The following is a 22442-nucleotide window of genomic DNA, read 5'->3' on the forward strand; positions in this document are numbered from 1 at the left end:
CAGGGTGGGTTGGTACGTGATTTTCGGTGGCGAAGATAGGCAAAGAGTTGCGTGCTGGCTGACAACATCCAACCCTGTAATGCGTTAAAAAAACAAAGCTATAAATAGAAAACATCTATATTTGTATCAGCTTTAAACCAACTTGCTACACCAAAACGATCCCAAAATGAAAAGCTTTACTACGCTGATCGTCGCGCTATTGCTGACGACAGGTTCCCTACAGGCCGAACAGATATTCGTTCTCTTTGACGGTACTTGTGGCGACCGCGTCCAGTATGAACAGGCCGTTGCGGCTCAACCCCGGATGAATTATTTTGCTTATCATTTTTCTTTTCAGGGAGGTGATCGTCTGATGCTGGAAACCGGAGCTGAAGGAGCCACCGTACAGAACTATCTCCCCCAGGGCTATATCTATTGTGGTGATCCGAGGTTGAACCTTGAATTAGCTAACCGTGTCAATGGTGGCGTAGACCAGGTATTTATCCTTCTGCCTACAGCCAATAACCAGTACATTATCCAACCGATAGTAATGGCCTCGACCCTTCAGCGGCGCGGTGCCAATTTTACCTACAGCTCTCCGCTTTCCGGTTATCAGTTTGATACTGAAAATGGTATCATTGGTGAAAACCTCGCCTATAACAACGATGGTGCCAAGGTTTACTTCGAAGGTCGTGAGAACAGCCCTTGCACGGGCATTTACCTCTTTCGACAGCTGAAGCCAGGAGCTTCTTATCCCGTCATTGATTTTAAGATTGCTCCGGAGCTAGGTGTTTACGAGCGGCGTTTAGGCAGCGACGGTATCAGTACCTCCGGTGGTGTAATCTCTGTACGTCAGGTCAATGGTATTCCCGTAAATACTTACCTGGCCAGCGTTTGTGCCAGTGAGACGGCGCAGGCTAATACGCCGGCCCCAACCCCACAGCCGTATTATGGTCAGGGACAACAAGGCCCACAGCCGTACAGTAACCAACAGCCACAGCCGCAGCAACCTTACTATGGCAATGATCCTCAGCCAGAGTCTCAGGCCTACGCACAGGCGTACCCAACTACGCCCGTGCCCACGCAAACAATTACCCATACGGTAAGTAAAGGAGAAACTCTTTTCGCCGTTTCCCGTAAATATGGTACTACGGTAGATGCCGTAAAAGCCCAGAACGGACTGACTGGAAATACCGTATTCCCCGGTCAGCAATTGGCGATTAAAACCCCGGTCACTGCGGCCAATAACGCCGTTGCGCTGAATCCCACCGTTCCAACCATCCCCTACAACGCCGGCCCTGTCGCCAATTCTAACCCTGGTGCCGCACAACCGACACCCTATGGTACTTCTCCCGCTGCACCCGTAGCCTATGGTTCTTCTGCCCAGACACCCCGCAGTGGCCAAACCGCGGTTTATGGAGAAGATATTCACATTGTCCAGCCAGGTGAAACCGTAGCGAGTTTAGCGTTGAAGTATGGCTTCACCTCCGCAAAATTCCGGGAGATGAATGAACTTGGCCCCAATGACATTGCTCAGGTAGGAGCACAGCTCAAAACCAGCGATTGCAACTGCCCGGCCCCCGTCCCGGTCACGCCTTCTGCTGAGCCCGCCGCTTATGGAAACCAACCGCCGGCGACCCAGGGTTACGGTCAACCTGCAGCAGTACCTCAGAGTTACGGACAACCAGCAGTAGCGACGCCGCAAGCTTACGGTCAGGCCACTACACCGGCCCCCACGCCCCAGGCTTACCGTACGCCCGAAGGCTACCAGGCCCCACAAACGGCTCCCGTTCCAGCCATGACCACCCCACAGGCACCAGCACAAATGACGATTACGAACAATCCTAATTTCGGACAGTTTGTGCCTAATGCAGCAGCACCACCTTCGGCAACGATGGGGCAGCTGGAAGGTCGCGGCACCGCCGCGCCAGACGTATCTAACCCTGCTACTTACAATGCACGCCCTGCACCTGCGACCGCGCCTGCTGCGGCCCCGAATACTTACCAGTATAACTCGCCACAACCCGTACCCAATGCCTATGGGACACCGGTTGGTGCCACGGCTCCACCCGCCACACAGCAGCCGGCCGCAAACCGCGCTTTTCACCTGGTACAGGAAGGAGAAAGTCTGTTTTCTATCTCTCGCCGGTACGGCCTGACGACGGACCAATTACGGACCCTGAACAACCTGGATGCTGGTGGCGTCATTGTACCTTTCCAAAAGCTTTACGTGAACTAATTTGCTTTACTCTACAGTAAGGAAACGGTTTTGATAGCGGACCGATGTGATTCATTTTGCATCGGTCCGTTGTACTATCGACGCGAGTCAAGAGATAAAATAAGTACTTATCTGTTGAAACAGTCGCACCAGCAATCGAATTATTAGCTTTGCCGCCGCCGGGCATCCCGGCCAGGGAACGATCTTTTGATAAGCCCGGAGCTGGGGCTTCGATACTATATTTAAACTTCAGATTTGCTACCTTAATGGCTACTTCTTTACCACCTCTAAATAAAGGGCAAAAAAACGATCATGAAACAAGGCATATTTATTCTTTTTACCAGCCTTTTCCTGCTTACCGCCTGCTCCAATCAGGATACTAAAACAACAACGGAGGACATGCCCGAACCACCGGTGGAGAACTGGCAACCCCTTTTTAACGGCAAAGATCTTACGGGCTGGGACATCAAGATGTCGGGACGGGAGCTGAACGATAACTTTCGGAACACCTTCGTTTGGGAAGATGATATGCTGAGAATCAAGTACGACGAGTACGAAACATTCGACGACGCCTACGGACACATGTACTACGAAGTCCCCTACAGCCACTATAAACTCCGCTTTGATTACCGGTTCACCGGCGAGCAAACACCGGGCGGTGCTGAATGGAATGTCCGCAACAGCGGGGTGATGCTTCACTCGCAATCCGCAGCCAGCAATGAATTCGACCAGGACTTCCCCGTTTCTGTGGAGCTGCAACTACTTGGTGGACTTAGTGACGGAAAGGACCGCCCAACGGCCAATGTTTGTACGCCGGGCACCTCTGTCGTCATGGGGGATACCATCAACCACCAACACTGCATTAGTTCCAGTTCAAAAACCTACGATGGCGATCAGTGGATAAGTGCCGAAGCCGTTGTGCTGGGAGGAGAGGCCATGCACTTCCTGATTGAGGGGGATACTGTACTCAGTTTTAACGAACCCCAACTGGGAGGCTGGGATAAAGAGGGCAGGATGTTTGAAGCCTGGGGCGTTGCCCGCGACAAAGATATGTGGCTGAAACGCACCGGCGAAATTCTCACCTCGGGCTATATTTCCCTACAGGCAGAGAGTCATCCGATCGACTTCCGCAACGTAGAACTACTGGAACTTCCAAAAGAGTAAGACTTGCGTAACCGAGGCCCTCAGCCCAACGATAAAAAATTATTTGCTCCCAGGTTTTTCCCGGCGCTAAGGGAGGCCACCGATGATCTCGGCTGGCTCCTTGGCCGGGGGTACGGGCCGGATTCGGCCTTGCAATTGGTCGGAAATCATTACCGACTGAACAAACGCCAGCGCATGGCGGTGGGGCGGGTGGCAGCCACAGGGGAGAAAATTACTGCCCGCAAGACACGGGAAATTTCCTTAAAAGAGATTACTGGTAAGGCCATCGCGATTGACGGCTTTAACCTGTTGATCCTGCTGGAAAGCGCATTTGGCGGCGGCCTCATCCTTGCCGGCCGGGATGGAACGTTACGTGACCTGGCCAGCGTCCACGGTACCTACAAACACGTGCAGCATACGGTGCCGGCACTGATCAGGGTAGGGGAGGCATTGCGGGCGGCCAGCGGGGTTACCTGGTATTTTGACACCCCGGTCTCTAATTCGGGCCGGCTGAAAACCATGCTGCGCGAACTGGCCGAAACCCATGGATTCAACTGGACTGTCGAGCTGGCCTACAATCCCGATAAAGAACTGATCGCTTTGCCAAATGAAGTTGTCCTTATTTCCTCAGACAGTTGGATTCTGGATGATGGCGGGGCCTGGTGTAATCTTGGGCCGGAGCTGGTGTCTGATATTGAGGGGGCCTGGGTAGTGGGCTTTTAGTTTATGGTCTGGTCGTTAGTTCATAGTTAAATAGTCAATAGTGCTGCCGCACAAGGCAACTCGCTGCGCTCGTATAGTCCGACGGACTACTAGACTACTGACGCGAATCAAGCGCTAAAGTGAGTCTTTTTACTTTACAAATAGCTTGGGATTCAGCTAATAATTATTCTCTCCTTCAATTATTCATCATTTGATTGCTGACGCGATTGTTTCAACAGATAAGTACTTATTTTAGCGCTTGATTCGCGTTACTAAACTATGAACTACTCCTCCGGCCGCAAATCAAACCGCTTCCGCAAGTCATCGATGGCCGGGTTTTTCTCCCGCATCGCCAGGAATTTATCCTTTGCGGTGACCCTTCTTTTTACCTCAGACTTTTTGGGCTTCAGGGTCGCGTCCTCCTTTAAAATGAGGATCAGGCCGGGCCGCCGAAAAGCATTGCGAAGATGATTGATCAGGCTGGCGTCCTCCCTGAACGAGGCAATTACCCGCTGACTGCCGATCCGTACATGAACCTCTTCACCTTTCAGGCTTGGAATGGCCTTTTTCATGTTCACCGCGAGGGTGGAGCCGGCATTTTTGGTCAGGAAATTGTCCCAGGCAGTACGAAGAGATTCTTCAGTAAGTTCCGGTAATTCACCGGCATCTTCGGTGTCTTCCTGCGAGGTGATTTCTGCCATCATTCCATCCAGGTCAACGGTAGCAAACGCTGTAGTGGGGGCGGGAGGCGGAGTAGGTGCCGCACCGGGCTCTTCCGGTGCATCCAACTCGGGTTTTGGCTTTTCCGGTGCGGCCAGTTCTCCGCCATTACTGGCCTCAACGCTTACGGAAGGGGTGGGGTCAGGACTTTTTTTTTCCAGCGCAGCCGCAGGTGCAGGGACGGAACCAGCAGCAGCAATGACGGTGGGTTCATTGCGGAAAGCCCGCCTGACGGCGGTCATCTTCAGCAAACTCATCTCCACGTGTAGTCGTTTGTTACGCGCCAGCCGGAAACCGAGGTCGCACTCATTGGCGATGTTCAGGATCGTCAATAGCAGGTCCGGAGGACTGATGGCCGCTTGCTGGTGATAACGTTCTCGCAGGCGTTCGCCTACTTCGAGGAGCTTAAGCGTTTCAGGGTCCTTACAAACCAGCAGGTCACGGACGTGGGCCGAAAGGCCGTTCAGAAAGAGGTCTTCGTCAAAGCCTTTGCCCAGTACTTCGTCGAACAGCAGCATCATTCCTCCCCGATCTTCGGTGAGGATATAATCTACGGCGCGGAAGAAGTAGTCGTAGTCCAGAACATTGAGGTTCTCAATGACCGCATCGTAGGTGATGGAACTGCTGCTGGAGGCGACCATACGGTCAAAGATGGACAGGGCGTCCCGTAGGGCGCCATCAGCTTTTTGCGCAATTATGTGCAGGGCATCTTCCTCAGCGGTAATGTTTTCCTTTTCGCAAATTCCCTGAAGGTGGACAATAATGTCTTTAGGTTGGATACGCTTGAAGTCGAAGATCTGACACCGCGATAGGATGGTCGGAATGATCTTGTGCTTCTCCGTAGTAGCCAGGATAAAGATGGCGTAGGGAGGGGGTTCTTCCAGTGTTTTCAGGAAGGCGTTAAAGGCAGCCTGACTGAGCATATGGACCTCATCAATGATGAATACCTTAAACTCTCCTTGCTGTGGTTGGAACCTGACCTGTTCGGTCAGTGCCCTGATATGATCAACCGAGTTGTTGCTGGCCGCATCCAACTCGGTGATGTTGAGGCTGGCGTTATTGTTGAAGGAAACGCAGCTGTTACACTCATTGCAGGGCTCGTAGTCTTCCGTGCGATCTTTGCAGTTTAACACCTTGGCCAGAATACGGGCAGAAGTGGTTTTACCAACCCCACGAGGGCCACAAAAAAGGAAGGCGTGGGCCAGGTGGTCAGTTTGCAATGCATTCTTCAGTGTTCCCGATACGTGCTGCTGGCCCACTACTTCATCGAAGCGGACGGGGCGGTACTTACGGGCGGAAACAACGAAGTTGGACATACCGCGAAGGTAGTAAAATAGTCAGAGAGTCTAGGAGTCAGATGGTCAAATAGTCAGGGAACCACTAAGGCATTAAGGCACTAAGGGCTACACTAAGCAAGGAGTCGTTAGTATAACCATTAAGGGCACTAAGGCATTAAGAACTACAGGGCGCAAACCAAATAAAACCAGATTTCTGACCGTCTTATTTTGCCCCTGCTGTCACCAAAAAATATTTCCGTAGCGGTGCTATGCAAACGATTTTTGGCGGCAGCAGGAACAAAATCGCCAGGTCAGAAGACCTGGTTTTATTCTATTCGCGTCCCTGAGCGAAGGCGGTCGGACGGCTCGTAAGGATGAGGTGTTCTTCAATCGGAAGTGAAACTTCGCCCTCCGAAGTCCCGTTAAATAGTAATTTACTGGCTGTCCGTCAGTTTTACTAAAGAGACCAACCACGACCACCGCATGCATAACTTCATTTTTACCTTTCTAGTCCTTATTCTTTCTTCTTTTTCGTTGCTGCAAGCCCAGTTTCAGATAGATGCCTATTCCGGTAACTGCTACGTAAGGACAGGGGAAGGTGGGTTGGAACCAATCAACCGCACCTACGTCCGGGAATTACCGGTGTACCGAGGACGGGGTTTGGAGCGTCAGCAGGTAAAAAGGATAATGGTCCGCAACGGTTTTCACCAACCGGCGGTATACGTACAGGCCAAGGACGGTCGTAATGCTATCGATGTCCTACGGCCGGAAGTGAAAGGCGAGGAGATTGAGTATTGGATCGTCAAAGACACCCGGCTTACGGAGTACTACGACTGGCAGACCGTACAGGAGAGTTGGACAGACTATGAAGGAAAGGAAATCAGGGCGCAGTGGGTGCGTTGCAGCTGCCAGCTGCCGGACGAGCGACTACAGCCCGTTGTCAATAAATTAGTGGAATTCGGTTTTTTGCCCAATGACTTTAGGTTTAATGGCCAGTCGGCTGAAAGCCGGCAATTGCTCGTAGTGGGAATCAACGATTACGCTCGTTCCCGTAATCTGGAAATGCTGCTGGAGAAAGTCCCTCATTTTGTGGTGGTGCCACTGCAGATGTTGAAGGACCTCGACCTGGAGTTTGTGAAGACTAAGGAATGGGCTTTTATTCGGGGGTAGGGGAAGTTAGAGAACCATTAAGTGCATTTAGGCATTAAGTGCTACACTAAGGAAGGTAGGAGGATTTGAACCACTAAGACACTAAGGGGAGTAAGGGCTACACTAAGAAAAAGCGGGGGGCTACCGCATCGTGTTATTCATGTAATAATTTGAAATCTCCCCAATGAACCATTAAGCTGTCTTGGCTAAGGTTCCAGAAATAGAGCTTCACTTTGTCCCCAGACTGGATGTCTTCCAAACTGATGTTGAATTTTAGAGAATCCCGGGTCGGGGTGGCCATGGCACGGGGGATGTTCACCTGTATCCATTTTTTAGCGCCGCCATCCCGTTTGTGTTCCATTACTACGCTGGGGAATTTCCACTTATCGAAGCTGTCGCCGAAATAGGAATAATGAATATTGCCACGGAGCCACATCACCTGGTCCGGATAGCCGAGAATAAGGTCTTCTTCAAGGATGTTCACAAATTCCTGCCGGGCCTTGGGCGGAACCGCCAGGGGTTCATTGATGCCGGGAAGTGGGGTGTAGGTCAGCTTACCATCTGGTATCTTCTCGTTAATGTCCAGAAACACCCGATCGTGCTTATCCAACTCCGCCTTGCCAAACACGTGCCAATAATAGGTTTTATTGACAAAATCCAACGGTAAAATCCGCTGGTTGTACTGCCAGTGCTGGAAGAGGTTAAGGGCGATGAAGGGGATAAGGGCTAAAAGGAGTAAAGGCGCAATAAACCGACGTCGAGGAGCATTTCCTGCCCCTTCTTCCTTTGCTCCTTTTATCCGTTCCCTGGCACCTGCGGCCCCGCCCACCAACCACGTCAGCAAAGCCCCCAATGGCAAGGCCAGTACCGCATAGCTTTGCGTCACTGGCCGACTCCCGAACGTATCCCCATACCACCAAATGTGCCAGCTGAAGAGCAGATAAACGTTTCCCAACGTGAAGATCAGGATAGGCAGAAGCCAATCTTTACGTAGCCACGCAATACCCATTAAGGCGAAGGCCATCAGCGGCGTGTACACCAGCCAGCCACGTCGGTACCCGATAAACCCTTCGTACAGGTGCGGCGAAAGCCAGTCGAAACCCAATCCTGCATACCCATTTTGCCACCAGCTTCCGGTGCCTGCTTTATAGTAGATTAACTGGATCGAAAAGACCGCCAGCGCGATGCCGAAGATGGGCAGCGTCCGCCAAAAATTTCGTTTTAACGTTGCCCAGTTCTTCAACCCATAAAACGCCGGAATGGCAAAAACCACGATCTCGGAACTGCGGATAAGGCACATCAGACCAGCGAGTAAGCCACAGTAGATTAGGTACTTTCGTTTTCCTCCAGGGAAGCTTTCTTGTTCCCCGGCACTTGTGCCGTGAACAGCACCATCCGGCACAAGTGCCGGGGAACAAAATCCCCGCGCAAATGCATAAAGAAACATAGCGTACAAGGCAAACAAATACCCGTGCGTCATGTCGGGGTTCTCCACGATGTAGTAAAAAATATTGGTCCCTAAACCGATCCCCAGCAAGACCAGGGCCACCACAACGTCCGAAAAATAGATCGCCAAAAACCGCTTCAGGTTGAGCAAACCCAAAAAGGCGAACAGTAACATCATCAGGGCCACCATCAACTGGTAGGGATAAGACATCCCGTCGGCCGCCGCAATTCCCGTAACGGCCGTAATGCTGTGGGTGATCAGGAAGGCCGGCGTCCAGACGACCGCCAGACCAATATTGTAGATGGGGAATCGGCTGCCGTTTTCCAGCTCCATCAGCTGGTAGATGCCGCTGCTGACCTCGTAGGACGAAAAGTGGTCCTCCGCGAAGGCATACTCCGAGATGTCGCCGTACACAAAAGCCCCGGGTAAGTAAGCGTAGTAGCCGTACCCGTCCCAGTTGATGACGTTGGTGGTACCCTGAAATACCTCATTGCGGACCAGCGAGGTTATGGCCATGGCCGAAAAAATCAGGAGCAGGGCAATGCGGGCGTATGGGGTGGAGGAGTTTTGCACTGGGGGGAAGATAAGGCAGAGAATAACCACTAAGACACTAAGGGCAGTAAGAATTACACTAAGATTATTTGGGGGTACACGACGTCTGAATGATTTATTAAATCTTCCCTTTTCTTAGTGTAGCCCTTAATTTTCTTAATGCCCTTAATGGTTACCTGCAACGAAGCCCTCAAATCTCCTTCCGCCGGGCCGCCAGCAAATACAACACCGCCATCCGCACCGCCACCCCGTTCTCTACCTGTTCCAGGATGATGCTATGCTCAGAATCCGCAACGGAGGTATCGATTTCAACGCCCCGATTGATCGGACCTGGGTGCATGATGACTACCGGTTTGTCCAGCTTATCCACTCGCTCGCGGGTGATGCCAAAATGCCGGTTGTACTCGCGCAAACTAGGGATGAACTTGGTGTCTTGTCGTTCAAGTTGGATGCGCAGCACGTTGGCTACGTCGCACCAGGCAAGACTTTCTTCGACGTCGTAGCTGACTTCCGTTCCCAGGCTACCGATGTGTTTAGGGATCAGGGTAGGAGGCCCGCATACGCGAACCCTGGCACCTAGTTTTTGCAGACAAAAAATATTGGAAAGCGCCACCCTGGAGTGGGTAATGTCCCCGAAGATGCAGACCTTTTTACCCCGCATGTCTCCGCCCACGGCGTCACGCATGGAGTAGGCATCGAGCAGGGCCTGGGTCGGATGCTCGTGCGTGCCGTCACCAGCGTTGATGATACTGGCGTCAATTTTCGAGGCAAGGAAATGATGTGCGCCAGGCGCGGGATGCCGCATCACCACCATGTCCACTTTCATGGCGAGGATGTTATTAACGGTATCCAACAAAGTCTCTCCTTTTTTGACGGAAGAACTGGCAGCACTGAAGTTAACGGTATCTGCACTAAGCCTTTTTTCGGCCAGCTCAAAGCTGATACGGGTACGGGTACTGTTTTCGAAAAACAGGTTGGCGACGGTAGTGTCCCGAAGGCTGGGTACCTTTTTGATCGGCCGGTTGATGACTTCCTTAAACTCCCGCGCAGTATCGAGGATGAGCTCTACGTCTGCCGGCAGCAGGTACTTGATGCCGAGAACGTGTTTGGTGGATAGTTGTTGGTCTGAGGCCATGAAGTTATTGCGCTGGCTGCCTGGTGAGGATGATTTGATCAACGCCATGGGTTTCGGCCCATTGAACGTCGACGTATTCGTCGTGGAGGGTATCTACAGAAAGGCCACGGTAGTTGGCCCTGATGGGGAGGGTGCGACGGAAGCGGCGATCGACCATGACCAGGAGCTCCACCTGGGCGGGGCGGCCAAAGTGGTTCAGCGCAGTCAGGGCGGAAAGAGTGGTACGGCCACTGTACAGTACATCGTCGACCAGGATCACCCGTTTGTCTTCCACCAGAAAGTCAATCTCCGTCGTCTGAGGGGTCAGCGGACCTTTTGCTGTCCGGAAATCGTCGCGGTAAAAAGTAATGTCCAGTTTACCATACTTGAAGCCGGTAATGCCCATTTCGGCCAGCCGCAGGCGCAGCCGATCGGCCAGTTCCACACCGCCGGTCTGGATTCCGATCAGGCAGGTATTACTGAAGTCCCCGTGCTCCTCGATGAGGTGACGGCAGAGGCGTTCGATGGTAAGAGCGAAGCGCTCCGGGGCGTGGATGATGCGCTGGTCGGGCATGATGCGAAGGTAGGAAAATAGTCTTGTAGTTGGGTAGTCTTTTAGTCTGGTAGAGCTACCGCAAGCGGGAAATAGTCTCCTGCTTTAGTCGTCTTGTTGTCTTGAAGAGCTACTGTATAAAAGGGCTCAATGTGCTCATCAATGGAGTATATACAGTTCGCAGTGGGTGAAGGCAAATAATTAGGCGCGATCGCAGGTGCAAGGAACGGGAAACGGAGCAAAGGGCAGTCATCTAAATTAAGCGTAAGGATTAAGATACGTAAATCAGGAATGCTGCGTGAAATAAAATAAGCAATAATTGTAGTTTTATTTTAAATGTGAAAACAAATTGAAGTTTAAATCGTATATTTGTCAAGACTACAAGACTACAAGACTACAAGACTACAAGACTACAAGACTACAAAGCATGATCCTCCGCCCCGCAAGGGAATCAGATTTCCCTCACCTCGAGACTTTCGTCTGGCAAGCCATCTTCCCGGCTTTTGACCGGCCTGAACTCTCTGTTGCCCAGCGTGCTGAAAATGACGCTTTGGTAGAAGGTGCAAGGGCCGAAGTCCTTCGGGCACTGGAAGAGCGAAATACTGCGGTGTTCGTAGCCATCGAACCCAAAGGTCGTACTCTGGCTGGCTACCTGATCATTGATGGAACTCCGGCAGCTTACGCTCACCTGCGCCAGATCATCGTAAAACGCGCCTATTGGGGAAAAGGGGTTGCCGCCGCATTAATGGAGGAAGCAACTAATTTTATTGGTCGCGACCGGGCGGTCTCCGTTGCCGTTCGGTATTACAATGCCCGGGCGATTGCTTTTTTAGTTAAACATGATTTCGTTGATACCGGTGAAACAACCGGTGATCAGGCGATTGCCCGCACCTTATTGTTGCGTGAGGCCTACGAGGTCGTCGATATTCCAGCTAAAGCAGTTGAATCCTCAGGTGAGGAAAGCAACCGTAGCCAATGGGAAGATGACTTCCCTAGCCTGGCAGATGAACCCGTCTTTGAAACACTACCGAATTACAACCTGAGAGTAGATGAAACACCCCTATACCAGACCGGCGAAAATGCGCTGACTACGTCGGTCGATACTGAAGAAGATGGGGAAACCAGCCTATCGGAAAACCAACTCTCCGAGTTGGAGGCCTTCATTGCCCGGGCAAGAGCGAAAAAGGGTACGGCCGCTCCAAGAGATAACTCCTCTCCTGCAGCCTCCTCTCGTGTAAAGAATGAAAAGCCAGCATCTTTCACAGAAAAGCCTTCCCCTGTTTCCAGGCCAGAGAACAATGCGCGGAAGCTGGAAACTCCCCGACCTGCAGTAAAACCGGTTTATGACCGTAGTAAAATTGAATTCGAAGTTGATTTTGGAGACGGTATGGTGTCCACCCCGGTGGTCAGTAAATCTAGTCTGCCTACCGGGAAAACTGAGAAGGAAACCATGAAATCCTCCTTTGAATTTGCTTTTGAGGCTGATCCTGCCCCCGGCGATGTCTCTCCTGTTTCGGTGCAACAGTCTGCTGTTTCAACAGATGCTTCGATGGACGTTCAGGCCAAGCAGGCTGTCGATGATACGGTGGAAGAAACTCCCGTTCGTCAAGCGACTAAATTGTGCCCCGATTGTGAGAGTATTCTCCCATCCATGGCCCGGTTTTGCTTCAGCTGCGGGCACCCGCAGCCCGAAGAATCAGAGGAAACTGGTGGGAAAGCTCCCGTGGAGGAAGTCCTAATCCTGGAAGATCTGGCCGAATGGCCGAACGAACTGGATACCCGGTTTACCCGGGAGTCTGCGGCACCAACCAGCCCCTCCGCCAAACCAGCTCCGGAAACCAAATCCCCAAACGAACCAATTGAAGGACCGGGCAGCCGGGTTAAGTCCTCTGAAAAAACTTCCAATACAGTTTCTTCCGGCAACGACAAAAATGAGGATCAAAACGAAAAGAAATCTGCCCCTGCTAATAACCGGCAGTGGTCCTTCAGCGAACTTAAAAATGATTTCCGGGAACACCTCCAGGCCCAGATTCTGGCTTATTTCGATGATCGTAAACTCAGGAAGTACATCGCCCGGATGGAGGAAAGCACAGAGTTTCAAAGGCTTCGTGATGGTAGTCTGAAGGGAATCCTCAACTGGCTGAACCACGGTGTGCACACTAAGAAGGAAGCACAACGCCGACTACACGATACGTTTGCTGATTTGTCTGAGTATTTCATCGTGGAAACGGCTGGCGACCTAAGTGAGGGCGTTTTACCGCAACGGTTACTTCGCCATCAAAGCATTGATTGGGAAACAGCCAACATTTTCAAGGTGGTGATGGATTATCTTGACTTCGAGGAGGAAAACGAACTGGTCTATACTGATTTTGTGTCGATGCCTTCCCGTGCCTTACGCAACGCCACCAAATCTTTCATCCGTGCAAAAAAGGATGAACGCGTATTCCTGATCTGCGATCAGAGTCTGCTGAGTCAGGCCAAGAATGGTTTTGCCGTTACCGATGCTGGTCTTTACTGGAAAAACGTACTGCAGCCAGCTGGCGCGGTTACCTTTACGACGCTGAACGAGATTAAGCTTGACCAGGGCCACCTTTCACTTGATGGGCAGTTTTTTAATGCTGGAAGTCGGTTGAATTTGAAGATGGCATTGTTGCTTAATAAGCTGCGGCGGATGTGAAAGCTGTAATATTGTAGTAAACCGCATTCGGGTTTTCGTGTTAGGCAACTCTAGAAATTGCCGCTAATGTCAGCTGCTACCAAAACCTATTCAAGTAATGGATTACCTTATCATCGCTCTCCAGCTCATCGTCGGTCTCAGTATATTGAACGTCTGGCTGGTACAATATAATAAAGCTACTCGCTGGCGTGGCGGCGATGCCACCACGATTTTCGAAGAATTTCAGGCCTATGGTTTACCCGTCTGGTCGGTTTACGTGATTGGAACGGCAAAGGTTGTTCTTGCCCTACTGTTGATCGCAGGTATCTGGTTTCCAATGCTTCAATTTCCGGCCGCCGTCGGGCTAGCTGTCCTGTTGGCTGGCTCAATCACGATGCACTTTAAGATTAGTGATCCGCTCATAAAGTCTTTTCCCGCAGCGCTATTTTTGGTGATGTGTTTGGTCATTGCTTACGACGCAAATGCACTCTAGACAATGCAGGAGCAGCAAGTTGCTCCGCTCGTTCTTTATTGGTTTACGTAAGCTGTATACCCTACATTAAGGTGACTCATCAGCCGACTGTCGATTAGTCCTGTGCCCTGGCGTAAAGTTGGTCAATACTTTTATGGGTAATGAGCCTGTGTCTTTCTGACAGTGGTTACAGGATGCTACCGTAATGCACGCTCAGGTAGAGATTCAATACGGCGTAGAGGAAGGCAGGAGATGACGCCCAGAAGCCATCTTTGATCTTTAATCGTACCCCGAAACCAAACACCATCATCAGGCCCAAACCTAAGGCTGCTCCAAAGGCCAGCCAGGGAGAGGTCCAGTATCCAATGAGTAGGCCCATGGCTCCTAGTAGCTGAAGGTAGCCAGTCAATACCCGCTGGCGGTCATAACCGTAGCGGATAAATTCGCTCTTCATGTGCGAGGTCGTCAGACATCCCGCCCCGTAAAAAATAAAGGAGACTCCGGAGAAAAAGGTGGCCAGGGTAGGAAAGTCCATAGAAGGGATTCTTTTTCGAAGCGTTGGAGGCTCGGGGAAGTTAATGTGATCTTGTAGGAGTTGTCCGAACCATTATTGCCCGGAAAGGTTTATCCCCGAACCTCAACCTTAAACTACCATGACAATGTCTACCCTCCACGAACCCGGTATCTCTAAAATCCGGCGCATCGTTGGCTACCTGCTCTCTATCCTGGCCTCTTTAGCCGTCTTCGGGTCTGGGGTAACCAAGTTTTTCCCTAATAATGAAATCCACCTCCTGCTGGAACAGCTTGGTATGGCGGAGCATGCCGTTGTGATCGGTCTGATCGAGATGGGTGTTGTCGTCCTGTATTGGATTCCCAGGATCAGCAACATCGGATTCTTCCTGTTCTGTTCCTACGCTGGCGGAATCGTTGTCGGGGAGTTGATTCTAGGAGATGTACCCCTACCTGGCTTGGCGATTGGTGGGATGGTTTATGTGGGTACTTTACTGCGGAAACCGTCGCTGCTGGGGTAAGGGGGCTAAATAAGGAAACCGTTGCCTGCAGCTTTCGGCTATGCTCCCCACAGCTTCCACCCCGCTTCCGCCTGGTGATGTAACATTCTGATCCCATTCCCGGTACTGGCCCCAGCGGCAGCAGACTTACTCAGAAAGAGCGTTGTTGCAGGATTGTAGACCAGGTCGTAGCAGAAGTGTGCGGGAGACAATGCGGCGTAAGGGATGTCCGGAAACGTAGTGTCCTTTGGCGCCATGCCCAATGGCGTGGTGTTGATGACCAGGTGATGATCGGCAATAAGGCTGGGGCTAAGGTCGGAATAGGTGACCCTGTCCTCGCCGGCGGTACGACTGACGGCGAGCGTGGTCACGCCGAGTTCCCGTAGGGCCTCATGGACGGCAAGGGAAGCTCCACCGGTGCCGAGTACGAGCGCACTGGTTTCTTCCAGGAAAATTTCGAGGAGGTCATCGTTGGTGGGCAGGCCGAAGGCCTGCTGCGTCCAGTTCGCTTCCCGGAGATGATCGAGCAGGTCGGTCTGGAAACCCATGTAATCGGTATTGTAACCGGTGGTGGAACCGTCGGCTTCAATGCGAATGCAGTTTACTGCTCCGATCCTGGCAGCTGCAGGGTCAATCCGGTCAAGAAAAGGAAGGACGTTTTGCTTGTGGGGGATGGTGACGTTTAATCCCTTCAGGTCTGGATATTTGGCTTTCAGTTCATCGAATCCCCGGAAGTGCTCCATAGGGAAATCGTAATACTGATGCGTGTCAGCGAGTCCCATCGCTGCAAACTTATCGGTGAAATAAGGTTTGGAGAAGGAGTGGGTGATTGGGTAGCCGATTAGTCCGTAGGTCATGGGATATGGGGTATTTGATGTGCGATGCTTGATATTCGATTTGGCTATCGCACTCGCTTCGCTCGGTAGTGGGCTGACGCTACGCCTGGTAGTCGGAAGGCCGCCGCACGAGGCTGCTCACTTCATTCGTGGATAGGTAGTTGTATGAATAGGCAAGATCCATTGATTCTTACTAAAAGTAACTGTCGAAGAGTCACCCCTCCCCAGCGACGGCAGGAGCGGTGAACGAGCGTAGCGAGCAGAAAACGTCACGGCTCCTTTTACCGTATATCTGCACCCGCGGCCGCGCCCTAGGCTTCTTTAAGAATTTCCATTTCTTCCTCCACTGGCGGCGCAAACCGGTCCATCAAATAAACGACGATCAGACCAAGCAGAAAAGCAATGATAACGGCGATAACAAAGGTGTTTTCTCCTTCGTACGCTCCCGGCATGACGGGAGTTTCCAGTAACGGTACCATTTCTCCTTTGCTATTCTCCCGCATGGAAAGCGCATTGCGCCAGGGCCATAGTTTACGCAGCGAACCAAGCATGAATCCCGTCAGGATAGCCAGTGTCTGGTTCGGCCATGTTTTGAAGGTATAAGTGAGCACCCGGCTGAATACTGCGAGGCCAACCAGGCAGCCGAGGCCAAACGTCGCTACAATCAGCAAGGCGCCGGTATCTCCCGTGGCAATGTTTCTGACGGCGGTGAAAATAACGGTGTACATTCCCAGGAGCAGCAGGATGAAGGAGCCCGAGATGCCGGGAAGAATCAATGCCGAAATGGCGATGGCGCCAGCCACAAACACAAAAAGGAGGTTGTCTCCTCCGGCCATTGGGTTGATTGTCGTCAGGTAATAGGCCGTTATGGCGCCGATAATCAGCAGACCGATAGCGACGGCATTCCACTGTTTTATCTGTTTACCGATGTAGATGGCGGAGGCGATAATGAGGCCAAAGAAAAAGGCCCAGACCACCGGTGGGTAAGCCGCCAGTAGCTCGGTGATTGTCATGACGGCAACACCTAAGCCAACCACCATGCCGATGCCTAGTTGGAGGATAAAGCCACCGTCAGCGGCTTTCCAAGCTGCAGCCAATCCATCACGGCGCAAAGCGCCAATGACCTCTGGCCCGAGGATGCTACCAATGGCACGAAGTAACCTTTCATAGATTCCCGTAATGAAAGCAATGGTTCCACCACTGACACCAGGGATGGCCTCAGCGATGCCCATGGTCATGCCTTTAAGAATTATTGAGATGTTCATCAGTTACTACTTCTTTTGCTTTACGGCTGCATACATGGCTTCAACCTGCTCCAGGGTGAAAATACCATCAAAGGAATTTTGGAATACGAACTCCTGGTCGCCCTGGTAAATGATGTGTCGAAAGCCGTATAGTGATAGGGTATCGATCTTGTTGAGGAAGATGAAACCGTTGGGTTCTTCCGACAGAACACTGTCGAAGTAACGGTTGTCGCGGACCAATTGGAGTTGTTCCGCCTTCAGGCGTGCCATATCGTCGGTACTGGCCTGGCTGGCGAGTACTTGAATGGAATAATAATCGTCCGTGCTCTTAATGGTCACGTCCTGCATGATTCCTGAAAGATTGGTAGCCTTTACTTTAGCACTGTCGGGAGCCATAATAGTAACGGGGACGTTGTACTTCATCAGGTCAAGTGCTTTCCATCCGGAACTGGAATCAGAAGAACAGGAAAAGCAAATCAGAGAAATAGCGATAAATAGCGTCAGGCGCATATAGTTTTTTCTTTTTATGTGGGTGCAAACTTAGAGCCAATCCTGCCGTTATCACGGTTTTTTGAGAGAAAAAGAAAAAGGAACAAGTTTTAACCCAAGTGTTTGTAAATTTGTGTTTTACCAACAATTTTTATCCATGATTCAACGCCTGCACATCCGCAATTATGCGATCATCGAAGAACTACAGCTTGATTTTGCTGATGGTTTGAGCATTATTACCGGAGAGACTGGGGCCGGAAAGTCAATTGTGCTGGGCGGTCTGAGCTTGATTCTTGGTGGGCGGTCTGACAGTAAGACCTTATTTGACGATACCCGTAAGTGTATTATTGAAGGAAGATTTAATATTGCGGCCTACGATCTCAAAGCATTTTTTCAGGAGCAGGACCTGGATTATGATGATGAGCTGATCATCCGTCGGGAGATTACCCCATCGGGAAAGAGCAGGGCCTTCGTTAACGATACGCCCACTAACCTGAAAGTGCTGCAACAGCTTGGCAGTACCTTGATTGATCTGCACCAGCAATTTGATACGCTTTACATTAATAATACGGCGTTCCAGTTAGAGCTGCTGGACGCACTGGCCGGGCAAAAAGAGGAAGTCGATACGTACCGGAAATTGTATACTACGCTTCAGGCTCATCAAAGGCGGCTCAACGAATTAAACGAATCCCGGGCGCAGGCCCGCCGGGAGCAGGAGTTCCTGGAATTCCAGGTAAATGAATTCGGCGAAGCCGATCTGAGCCCGGGGGAGCAGGAAGGGTTGGAAGGAGAACGGCATCGCCTGAGCAATGCGGACGAAATAAAGCAGCTTACCTCTGGCGTTTTTCATTACCTGACCGAAGGAGACAATGGTGTTTCCGATCAGTTAACCACCATCGCCCAGAAACTTATCCCACTGGCTGCTGGTGATCCGAAACTGAAAGAACTTTATGACCGTTTTGAAAGTATTCGCCTGGAATTAGATGAGATTGCCTCCGACCTGGAATCTTTCGGTGAAGAAACCGAAGTTAACCCAGAGCGGCTCGAAGAGGTCGAAGAACGGCTGAATTTGTTATACCGCCTTCAGAACAAGCACTCCGTGGCTACTGTGGAGGAGCTGATCGTTATTTATGATGAGCTCTCTGACCGATTGTTCGAATTTACCAACCTTGATGGTGAAATCGAGAAATTGACGGCAGAAAAGGAAAAGACGGAAAAGGCGCTGATGAAAACTGGTGCAGCGCTTCGGAAAGGTCGCCAGAAGGTTGCTCCGGGCTTTGGTCAACAAGTACAGGAGCGACTGGCTGAACTCAGCATGGAAAATGCCCAATTGGTCGTTGACTTCCAGGCACTGGAACAGCCCGGACCACATGGTCTTGACGAGGTACAGTTTCTCTTTAGTGCCAATAAGGGGGGCAAGCTGCAATCGATCAAAGCCGCCGCCTCCGGCGGCGAAATGAGCCGCCTCGCCCTCGTCACCAAATCCCTGGTGGCCAAGGCTATGCATTTGCCGACCCTGATCTTTGATGAAATTGACGCCGGCGTCTCCGGCGACGTCGCTCAGAAAATGGGACGTATCCTGACCGATCTAAGCCGGCATCACCAGGTGGTGGTCATCACCCACAGCCCACAAGTAGCCAGCCGGGCTGATCGCCATTACTTCGTTTACAAACAGGATCGCGAAGACGCCGAGCGGACGATCACAAAGGTGAAGGAACTCAATCAGGAGGAGCGGATTCGTTCCATTGCGGTGATGCTTTCCCAGAACCCTCCATCTGACTCGGCGCTGGAGAATGCGCGGGAGCTCGTAGCGCTAACTCAATAGACGGAACTTTGCTGCGCTCGGTTCCTTGGTAGACGCGCTTCGCGCTTGGTAGCCTATCAATCTACCTTCTACCAAGTCCGTAGGCCGTCTACCGAGAAAACGAGCAAAGCGAGTTTTTGTCTATTCCCGCGTTAGCCCAATCGCAAACTCCTTAACCGTGTCCACTTTATCCAGGTAATCCTCAATGCTTTGAGTAACCTGGTGGTCCGGCAGAATACCCTGCTCATCCGGTAGAGAAGTGGCAGTTGTTACGTGTGTATTGTTAGCTACGAAGTACATCATCCGGGTATTAGACAAACGACAAACGACCTGTCCAGCGGAGCAAAATTGGTTAGAGCCTAGTTCTTCCCCAATGATGGTACCCAAATTCCAGACTTTGGCCAGCGACATGAAATGGCCCGTGGTCGAGTTACCAATACCGTCGATGAGGAAGTATAGCTTTCCCCTGTAGGTTTTTGGGAATGGTTGCTGGACCTTCTCGCTTTCGCCGATCTCCCTCTTTCCTTCAAATTCGGCTCTTGAGGCGTAGGTGAAGGCTTGATCATTCAGATAACGCAATAGGTAGATGCTTGATTCCACAGAGCCCCCACCGTTGTAGCGCACGTCAATGATCAGGTGCTCAATGCGCTTTGCTTCGATTTCTTTGAAGGTGTTATCGATGAAGGTCTGAAATACATCCAGGTTATTCCAAGGATAGAAATTGAAGGAGGATATGGTCAGGATGCCAGTATTATTCTCCTTCAGTACTTCGAAACACAGCTCGTTTTTGCAAGGCTTGATCGCCGGATTGCCGAAATGGTTGCGTACTGATTCCGCAGCGTGCAACTTTATCGGAAACTGCATACCCTTCACGGTCACTTCGTACTGTTCCGGAAAATTAAGGGCATAGGGAATCATACCAGTTCCCCAGAAATTGAACTCGTGCCGCTTCGTTGTCTCGACGTAGCCCTGGGACGGAACCCGGCGGTAAATTTCTTCTATTATTTTGGCGACGGGTAGACCGTTAATTTCCAGAATTTCATCTTTGATCGCCAATTTGTCTTCATTTTCCATTGGGTCCACAACGAACAGCTGATTGTCTACCAGTCTGGTCTGAACCGGGAACCGGAGCTCTACGGGCAACATCTGGCTCTCCAACGAAAAACGACCGGGAGACGTATGGGAACAATTCAATGCTGCGATGATTTCCGCAGCGTGCCAACGAAATTCAGCGTAAGTCGTTTGGTCCGTCATCAGGGCTTTTTTCTTAGCGACCAACGCCTGAAAGGCTTCGGCAGTGATGAACTTCAGCGCGTTGGGGTGGACTTTTAAAAGCCTTGCCGATAGCTGATCTAAATCAGCCTGGTATTCCACTGCGGAATACACTTCTGCGAACTTTTCTTCGTCTCTTTTTGGTACATCTTCCGGATGTAGTATTCGCTGAACTATGTCTGCTGCATTAAAGTTATCGGGGTCCATAGCCACGGCCTTCTGGTAGTTAACCAGGCCTAATTGTTCGTTGCCCAAGGCCAGGTAGGCTTCCCCTACACTATCGTACGTATTGGCCGATGTGGGGAACTGTTCCACCAACAATTTGAAAACTTCCAGCGCATCGGCGGTCTGCTCACTCCACAGCAGTTGGTAGCCATACATGGTCAGCTCATCCTCATTCCAGAAGTTGTAAGCCTTGGGATTTTCTTTTCTCAGCCGTCGATATAGCGCTACCCGCTGCTCAATCGGGAGATGATCGTTGGCCTGCAAAACCTCTGAAATAGACGTTGTTTCCGGCAGGTAGGTTTTTTGTCCTGAAGTGGTCGCCGTCCGGGTCGAATCCTGTTGTGCACAGCTGGTGGAGCTGGCTGCAAAGAACAGTAGCAGAACAAGGGTGGTCAGTCGCATCATGTGATTTCTCTTCATGTTGCGAAAGTATCGGTAGTGAGTTCAACCCTATAACCTTACTTGTTAATTGATGTAAATTGATGTTAAAGGCGAAGTCTTTTCAGAAGGAACCTCGCTGAACTTGGTTCCTTGGTAGATGTAGCAGGGTAGGTGACCGTACGATTTGAACGAGCTGCCTCATACGGCAGCCTGCCAAAATACCCACTACCAGCAGCGAAGCTGCGTCTACCAAGAAAACGAGCGCAGCGAGTTTTCGTCTGCCAAAACGCCTAAGGTGTTTTAACCGGCAGTGCCGGCATCCTTAGCCAGCTTAAAGAATTCGTCAAGATTCGGCGTAATGACAATTTCCGTACGGCGGTTGCTGGCACGGCCTTCGGCCGTGTCGTTGTCGCCACGAGGGTCGTATTCTGCCCGGCCAGCGGCGGAAAGGCGGGAAGGATCTACGTAGAAGTCTTCGGTTAGCTTGCGGACAACGGCGGTAGCACGCATGGTGGAAAGTTCCCAGTTATCCCGTACGCCATTTATTTTTACGGGTACATTGTCGGTGTGTCCTTCCACGATTACGTTGAGGTCCCGGTGGTCGTTAAGCACGGTGCTGATGTTCGCCAATACGTTTTCAGCGGCGGTATTGACCCGGGCGGAGCCGGAGGCAAAGAGTAGCTTGTCGCTGATGCTAACGTGAACCTTTCCACCACGGACTTCGACCTGAATATCGTTTCCTGCCACCTGATCAAGTGAGCGTTTCAGGTTCATGACCAGTGCCAGGTTGAGGCTGTCTTTTCGCTGAATAGAGCGGTTCAGGTCCTTAATGTAACTGGTTTGCCCGCTAATGCTTTGCAGGCTCTCCCGGATGCTGGTGGCACCTTCCTTGCTGATGACGGAGAGGTCCTCCATTCGGTCCAGAAGGTCGCCATTGGTGCGTTGTACGCTTTCCAGTTGGGTATCCAGCATTTCCCGCTGCTGTTCACTGGAAACGAGTTTTGCTTCGAGTTCCTTGACTTTGGCCTGATTACAAGAGCTTAGTAACAACAGACAAAGTACGGGGGTGAATAAAAGGTATCTCATTTCAGTAGTTTGTTGGTTTGGGGGAATAAACGTTGTGCGCTGCGCGCATGTTGTAGGGTTCGCTATGCTCACGTTGCAGGGTTCGCTACGCTCACGTTGCAGTTGTTGCAGGG

Annotated in this window: 18 protein-coding genes; 8 read left to right on the forward strand and 10 right to left on the reverse strand. The window is 51.3% G+C overall.

Annotation, left to right across the window (positions count from 1 at the left end):
* The first annotated feature begins 166 nt into the window (after nt 1-166).
* The 3 genes from B036_RS0127375 to B036_RS0127385 all read left to right on the forward strand — a co-directional run bounded on the left by B036_RS0127375 (nt 167) and on the right by B036_RS0127385 (nt 4063).
* Nucleotides 167-2218, forward strand: a complete 2052-nt coding sequence (locus tag B036_RS0127375) for a LysM peptidoglycan-binding domain-containing protein (protein ID WP_020571925.1) — start codon at nt 167-169, stop codon at nt 2216-2218.
* 291 nt (nt 2219-2509) lie between these two features.
* On the forward strand, nt 2510-3361 hold the full coding sequence (locus tag B036_RS31430; RefSeq protein ID WP_020571926.1) for a 3-keto-disaccharide hydrolase: 852 nt from the start codon (nt 2510-2512) through the stop codon (nt 3359-3361).
* Nucleotides 3362-3364: 3 nt separating this feature from the next.
* A complete protein-coding gene (locus B036_RS0127385; RefSeq protein ID WP_020571927.1) occupies nt 3365-4063 on the forward strand; it encodes a DUF434 domain-containing protein in 699 nt (232 codons plus the stop codon).
* 263 nt (nt 4064-4326) lie between these two features.
* On the opposite strand, the gene dnaX is transcribed toward B036_RS0127385, so the two are convergent.
* The gene (gene dnaX / locus B036_RS0127390; RefSeq protein ID WP_020571928.1) at nt 4327-6078 is read right to left on the reverse strand and encodes a DNA polymerase III subunit gamma/tau; all 1752 of its coding nucleotides are present in this window, start codon (nt 6076-6078) and stop codon (nt 4327-4329) included.
* 444 nt (nt 6079-6522) lie between these two features.
* On the opposite strand from dnaX, the gene B036_RS0127395 reads away from it, so the two are divergent.
* Entirely contained in the window at nt 6523-7209 is a 687-nt protein-coding gene (locus B036_RS0127395; protein WP_020571929.1) for a hypothetical protein, read from the forward strand.
* Between the two features lie 133 nt (nt 7210-7342).
* Here the strand turns inward: B036_RS0127395 and B036_RS0127400 are convergent, their stop codons facing one another.
* The 3 genes from B036_RS0127400 to pyrR all read right to left on the reverse strand — a co-directional run bounded on the left by B036_RS0127400 (nt 7343) and on the right by pyrR (nt 10875).
* The gene (locus B036_RS0127400) at nt 7343-9208 is read right to left on the reverse strand and encodes a hypothetical protein (RefSeq protein ID WP_020571930.1); all 1866 of its coding nucleotides are present in this window, start codon (nt 9206-9208) and stop codon (nt 7343-7345) included.
* A gap of 169 nt (nt 9209-9377) precedes the next feature.
* Nucleotides 9378-10322, reverse strand: a complete 945-nt coding sequence (locus B036_RS0127405) for an aspartate carbamoyltransferase catalytic subunit (protein ID WP_020571932.1) — start codon at nt 10320-10322, stop codon at nt 9378-9380.
* 4 nt (nt 10323-10326) lie between these two features.
* Nucleotides 10327-10875 (reverse strand): bifunctional pyr operon transcriptional regulator/uracil phosphoribosyltransferase PyrR, encoded by a 549-nt coding sequence (gene pyrR / locus B036_RS0127410; protein WP_020571933.1) that lies wholly within the window; start codon nt 10873-10875, stop codon nt 10327-10329.
* A gap of 406 nt (nt 10876-11281) precedes the next feature.
* On the opposite strand from pyrR, the gene B036_RS0127415 reads away from it, so the two are divergent.
* Complete coding sequence (locus tag B036_RS0127415; RefSeq protein WP_020571934.1) at nt 11282-13531, forward strand: GNAT family N-acetyltransferase; 2250 nt, start codon at nt 11282-11284, stop codon at nt 13529-13531.
* A 97-nt stretch (nt 13532-13628) separates the two neighbouring features.
* The gene (locus B036_RS0127420; protein WP_020571935.1) at nt 13629-14003 is read left to right on the forward strand and encodes a DoxX family protein; all 375 of its coding nucleotides are present in this window, start codon (nt 13629-13631) and stop codon (nt 14001-14003) included.
* Between the two features lie 166 nt (nt 14004-14169).
* Here B036_RS0127420 and B036_RS0127425 read toward each other — a convergent pair whose 3' ends face one another.
* On the reverse strand, nt 14170-14517 hold the full coding sequence (locus tag B036_RS0127425; RefSeq protein WP_020571936.1) for a DoxX family protein: 348 nt from the start codon (nt 14515-14517) through the stop codon (nt 14170-14172).
* Between the two features lie 124 nt (nt 14518-14641).
* Between B036_RS0127425 and B036_RS31435 the strand changes: the two genes are divergently transcribed.
* Nucleotides 14642-15013 carry a hypothetical protein gene (locus tag B036_RS31435; RefSeq protein WP_020571937.1) on the forward strand — a complete coding sequence of 124 codons (372 nt, stop codon included), beginning with the start codon at nt 14642-14644 and terminating at the stop codon, nt 15011-15013.
* Nucleotides 15014-15051: 38 nt separating this feature from the next.
* Here B036_RS31435 and B036_RS0127435 read toward each other — a convergent pair whose 3' ends face one another.
* From B036_RS0127435 to B036_RS0127445, 3 genes are all read right to left on the reverse strand, one after another.
* Nucleotides 15052-15849, reverse strand: coding sequence for a shikimate dehydrogenase family protein (locus B036_RS0127435; RefSeq protein WP_020571938.1), 798 nt, complete (start codon nt 15847-15849; stop codon nt 15052-15054).
* Nucleotides 15850-16139: 290 nt separating this feature from the next.
* Entirely contained in the window at nt 16140-17093 is a 954-nt protein-coding gene (locus B036_RS0127440; protein ID WP_044103903.1) for a DUF368 domain-containing protein, read from the reverse strand.
* Between the two features lie 6 nt (nt 17094-17099).
* Complete coding sequence (locus B036_RS0127445) at nt 17100-17582, reverse strand: hypothetical protein (protein ID WP_020571940.1); 483 nt, start codon at nt 17580-17582, stop codon at nt 17100-17102.
* A gap of 136 nt (nt 17583-17718) precedes the next feature.
* On the opposite strand from B036_RS0127445, the gene recN reads away from it, so the two are divergent.
* Nucleotides 17719-19386: a DNA repair protein RecN gene (gene recN, locus B036_RS0127450; protein WP_020571941.1), complete on the forward strand. Its 1668-nt coding sequence runs from the start codon at nt 17719-17721 to the stop codon at nt 19384-19386.
* 120 nt (nt 19387-19506) lie between these two features.
* On the opposite strand, the gene B036_RS0127455 is transcribed toward recN, so the two are convergent.
* Nucleotides 19507-21282, reverse strand: a complete 1776-nt coding sequence (locus B036_RS0127455; RefSeq protein ID WP_245557519.1) for a S41 family peptidase — start codon at nt 21280-21282, stop codon at nt 19507-19509.
* 261 nt (nt 21283-21543) lie between these two features.
* On the reverse strand, nt 21544-22329 hold the full coding sequence (locus B036_RS0127460; protein ID WP_020571943.1) for an OmpA/MotB family protein: 786 nt from the start codon (nt 22327-22329) through the stop codon (nt 21544-21546).
* Nucleotides 22330-22442 lie beyond the last annotated feature (113 nt).

Origin of the sequence: Neolewinella persica DSM 23188 (assembly GCF_000373105.1) — a bacterium.
Classification (GTDB): Bacteria; Bacteroidota; Bacteroidia; order Chitinophagales; family Saprospiraceae; genus Neolewinella; species Neolewinella persica.

Bases quoted from the DNA above. Each gene is read 5' to 3' on its own strand.
- B036_RS0127455 (WP_245557519.1), bottom strand. From the start codon at position 21,282: ATGAAGAGAAATCACATGATGCGACTGACCACCCTTGTTCTGCTACTG.
- B036_RS0127440 (WP_044103903.1), bottom strand. From the start codon at position 17,093: ATGAACATCTCAATAATTCTTAAAGGCATGACCATGGGCATCGCTGAG.
- dnaX (WP_020571928.1), bottom strand. From the start codon at position 6,078: ATGTCCAACTTCGTTGTTTCCGCCCGTAAGTACCGCCCCGTCCGCTTC.
- B036_RS0127415 (WP_020571934.1), top strand. From the start codon at position 11,282: ATGATCCTCCGCCCCGCAAGGGAATCAGATTTCCCTCACCTCGAGACT.
- B036_RS0127445 (WP_020571940.1), bottom strand. From the start codon at position 17,582: ATGCGCCTGACGCTATTTATCGCTATTTCTCTGATTTGCTTTTCCTGT.
- B036_RS0127435 (WP_020571938.1), bottom strand. From the start codon at position 15,849: ATGACCTACGGACTAATCGGCTACCCAATCACCCACTCCTTCTCCAAA.
- recN (WP_020571941.1), top strand. From the start codon at position 17,719: ATGATTCAACGCCTGCACATCCGCAATTATGCGATCATCGAAGAACTA.
- B036_RS0127460 (WP_020571943.1), bottom strand. From the start codon at position 22,329: ATGAGATACCTTTTATTCACCCCCGTACTTTGTCTGTTGTTACTAAGC.
- B036_RS0127405 (WP_020571932.1), bottom strand. From the start codon at position 10,322: ATGGCCTCAGACCAACAACTATCCACCAAACACGTTCTCGGCATCAAG.
- B036_RS31435 (WP_020571937.1), top strand. From the start codon at position 14,642: ATGTCTACCCTCCACGAACCCGGTATCTCTAAAATCCGGCGCATCGTT.
- B036_RS0127375 (WP_020571925.1), top strand. From the start codon at position 167: ATGAAAAGCTTTACTACGCTGATCGTCGCGCTATTGCTGACGACAGGT.
- B036_RS0127420 (WP_020571935.1), top strand. From the start codon at position 13,629: ATGGATTACCTTATCATCGCTCTCCAGCTCATCGTCGGTCTCAGTATA.
- B036_RS0127425 (WP_020571936.1), bottom strand. From the start codon at position 14,517: ATGGACTTTCCTACCCTGGCCACCTTTTTCTCCGGAGTCTCCTTTATT.
- B036_RS0127395 (WP_020571929.1), top strand. From the start codon at position 6,523: ATGCATAACTTCATTTTTACCTTTCTAGTCCTTATTCTTTCTTCTTTT.
- B036_RS31430 (WP_020571926.1), top strand. From the start codon at position 2,510: ATGAAACAAGGCATATTTATTCTTTTTACCAGCCTTTTCCTGCTTACC.
- pyrR (WP_020571933.1), bottom strand. From the start codon at position 10,875: ATGCCCGACCAGCGCATCATCCACGCCCCGGAGCGCTTCGCTCTTACC.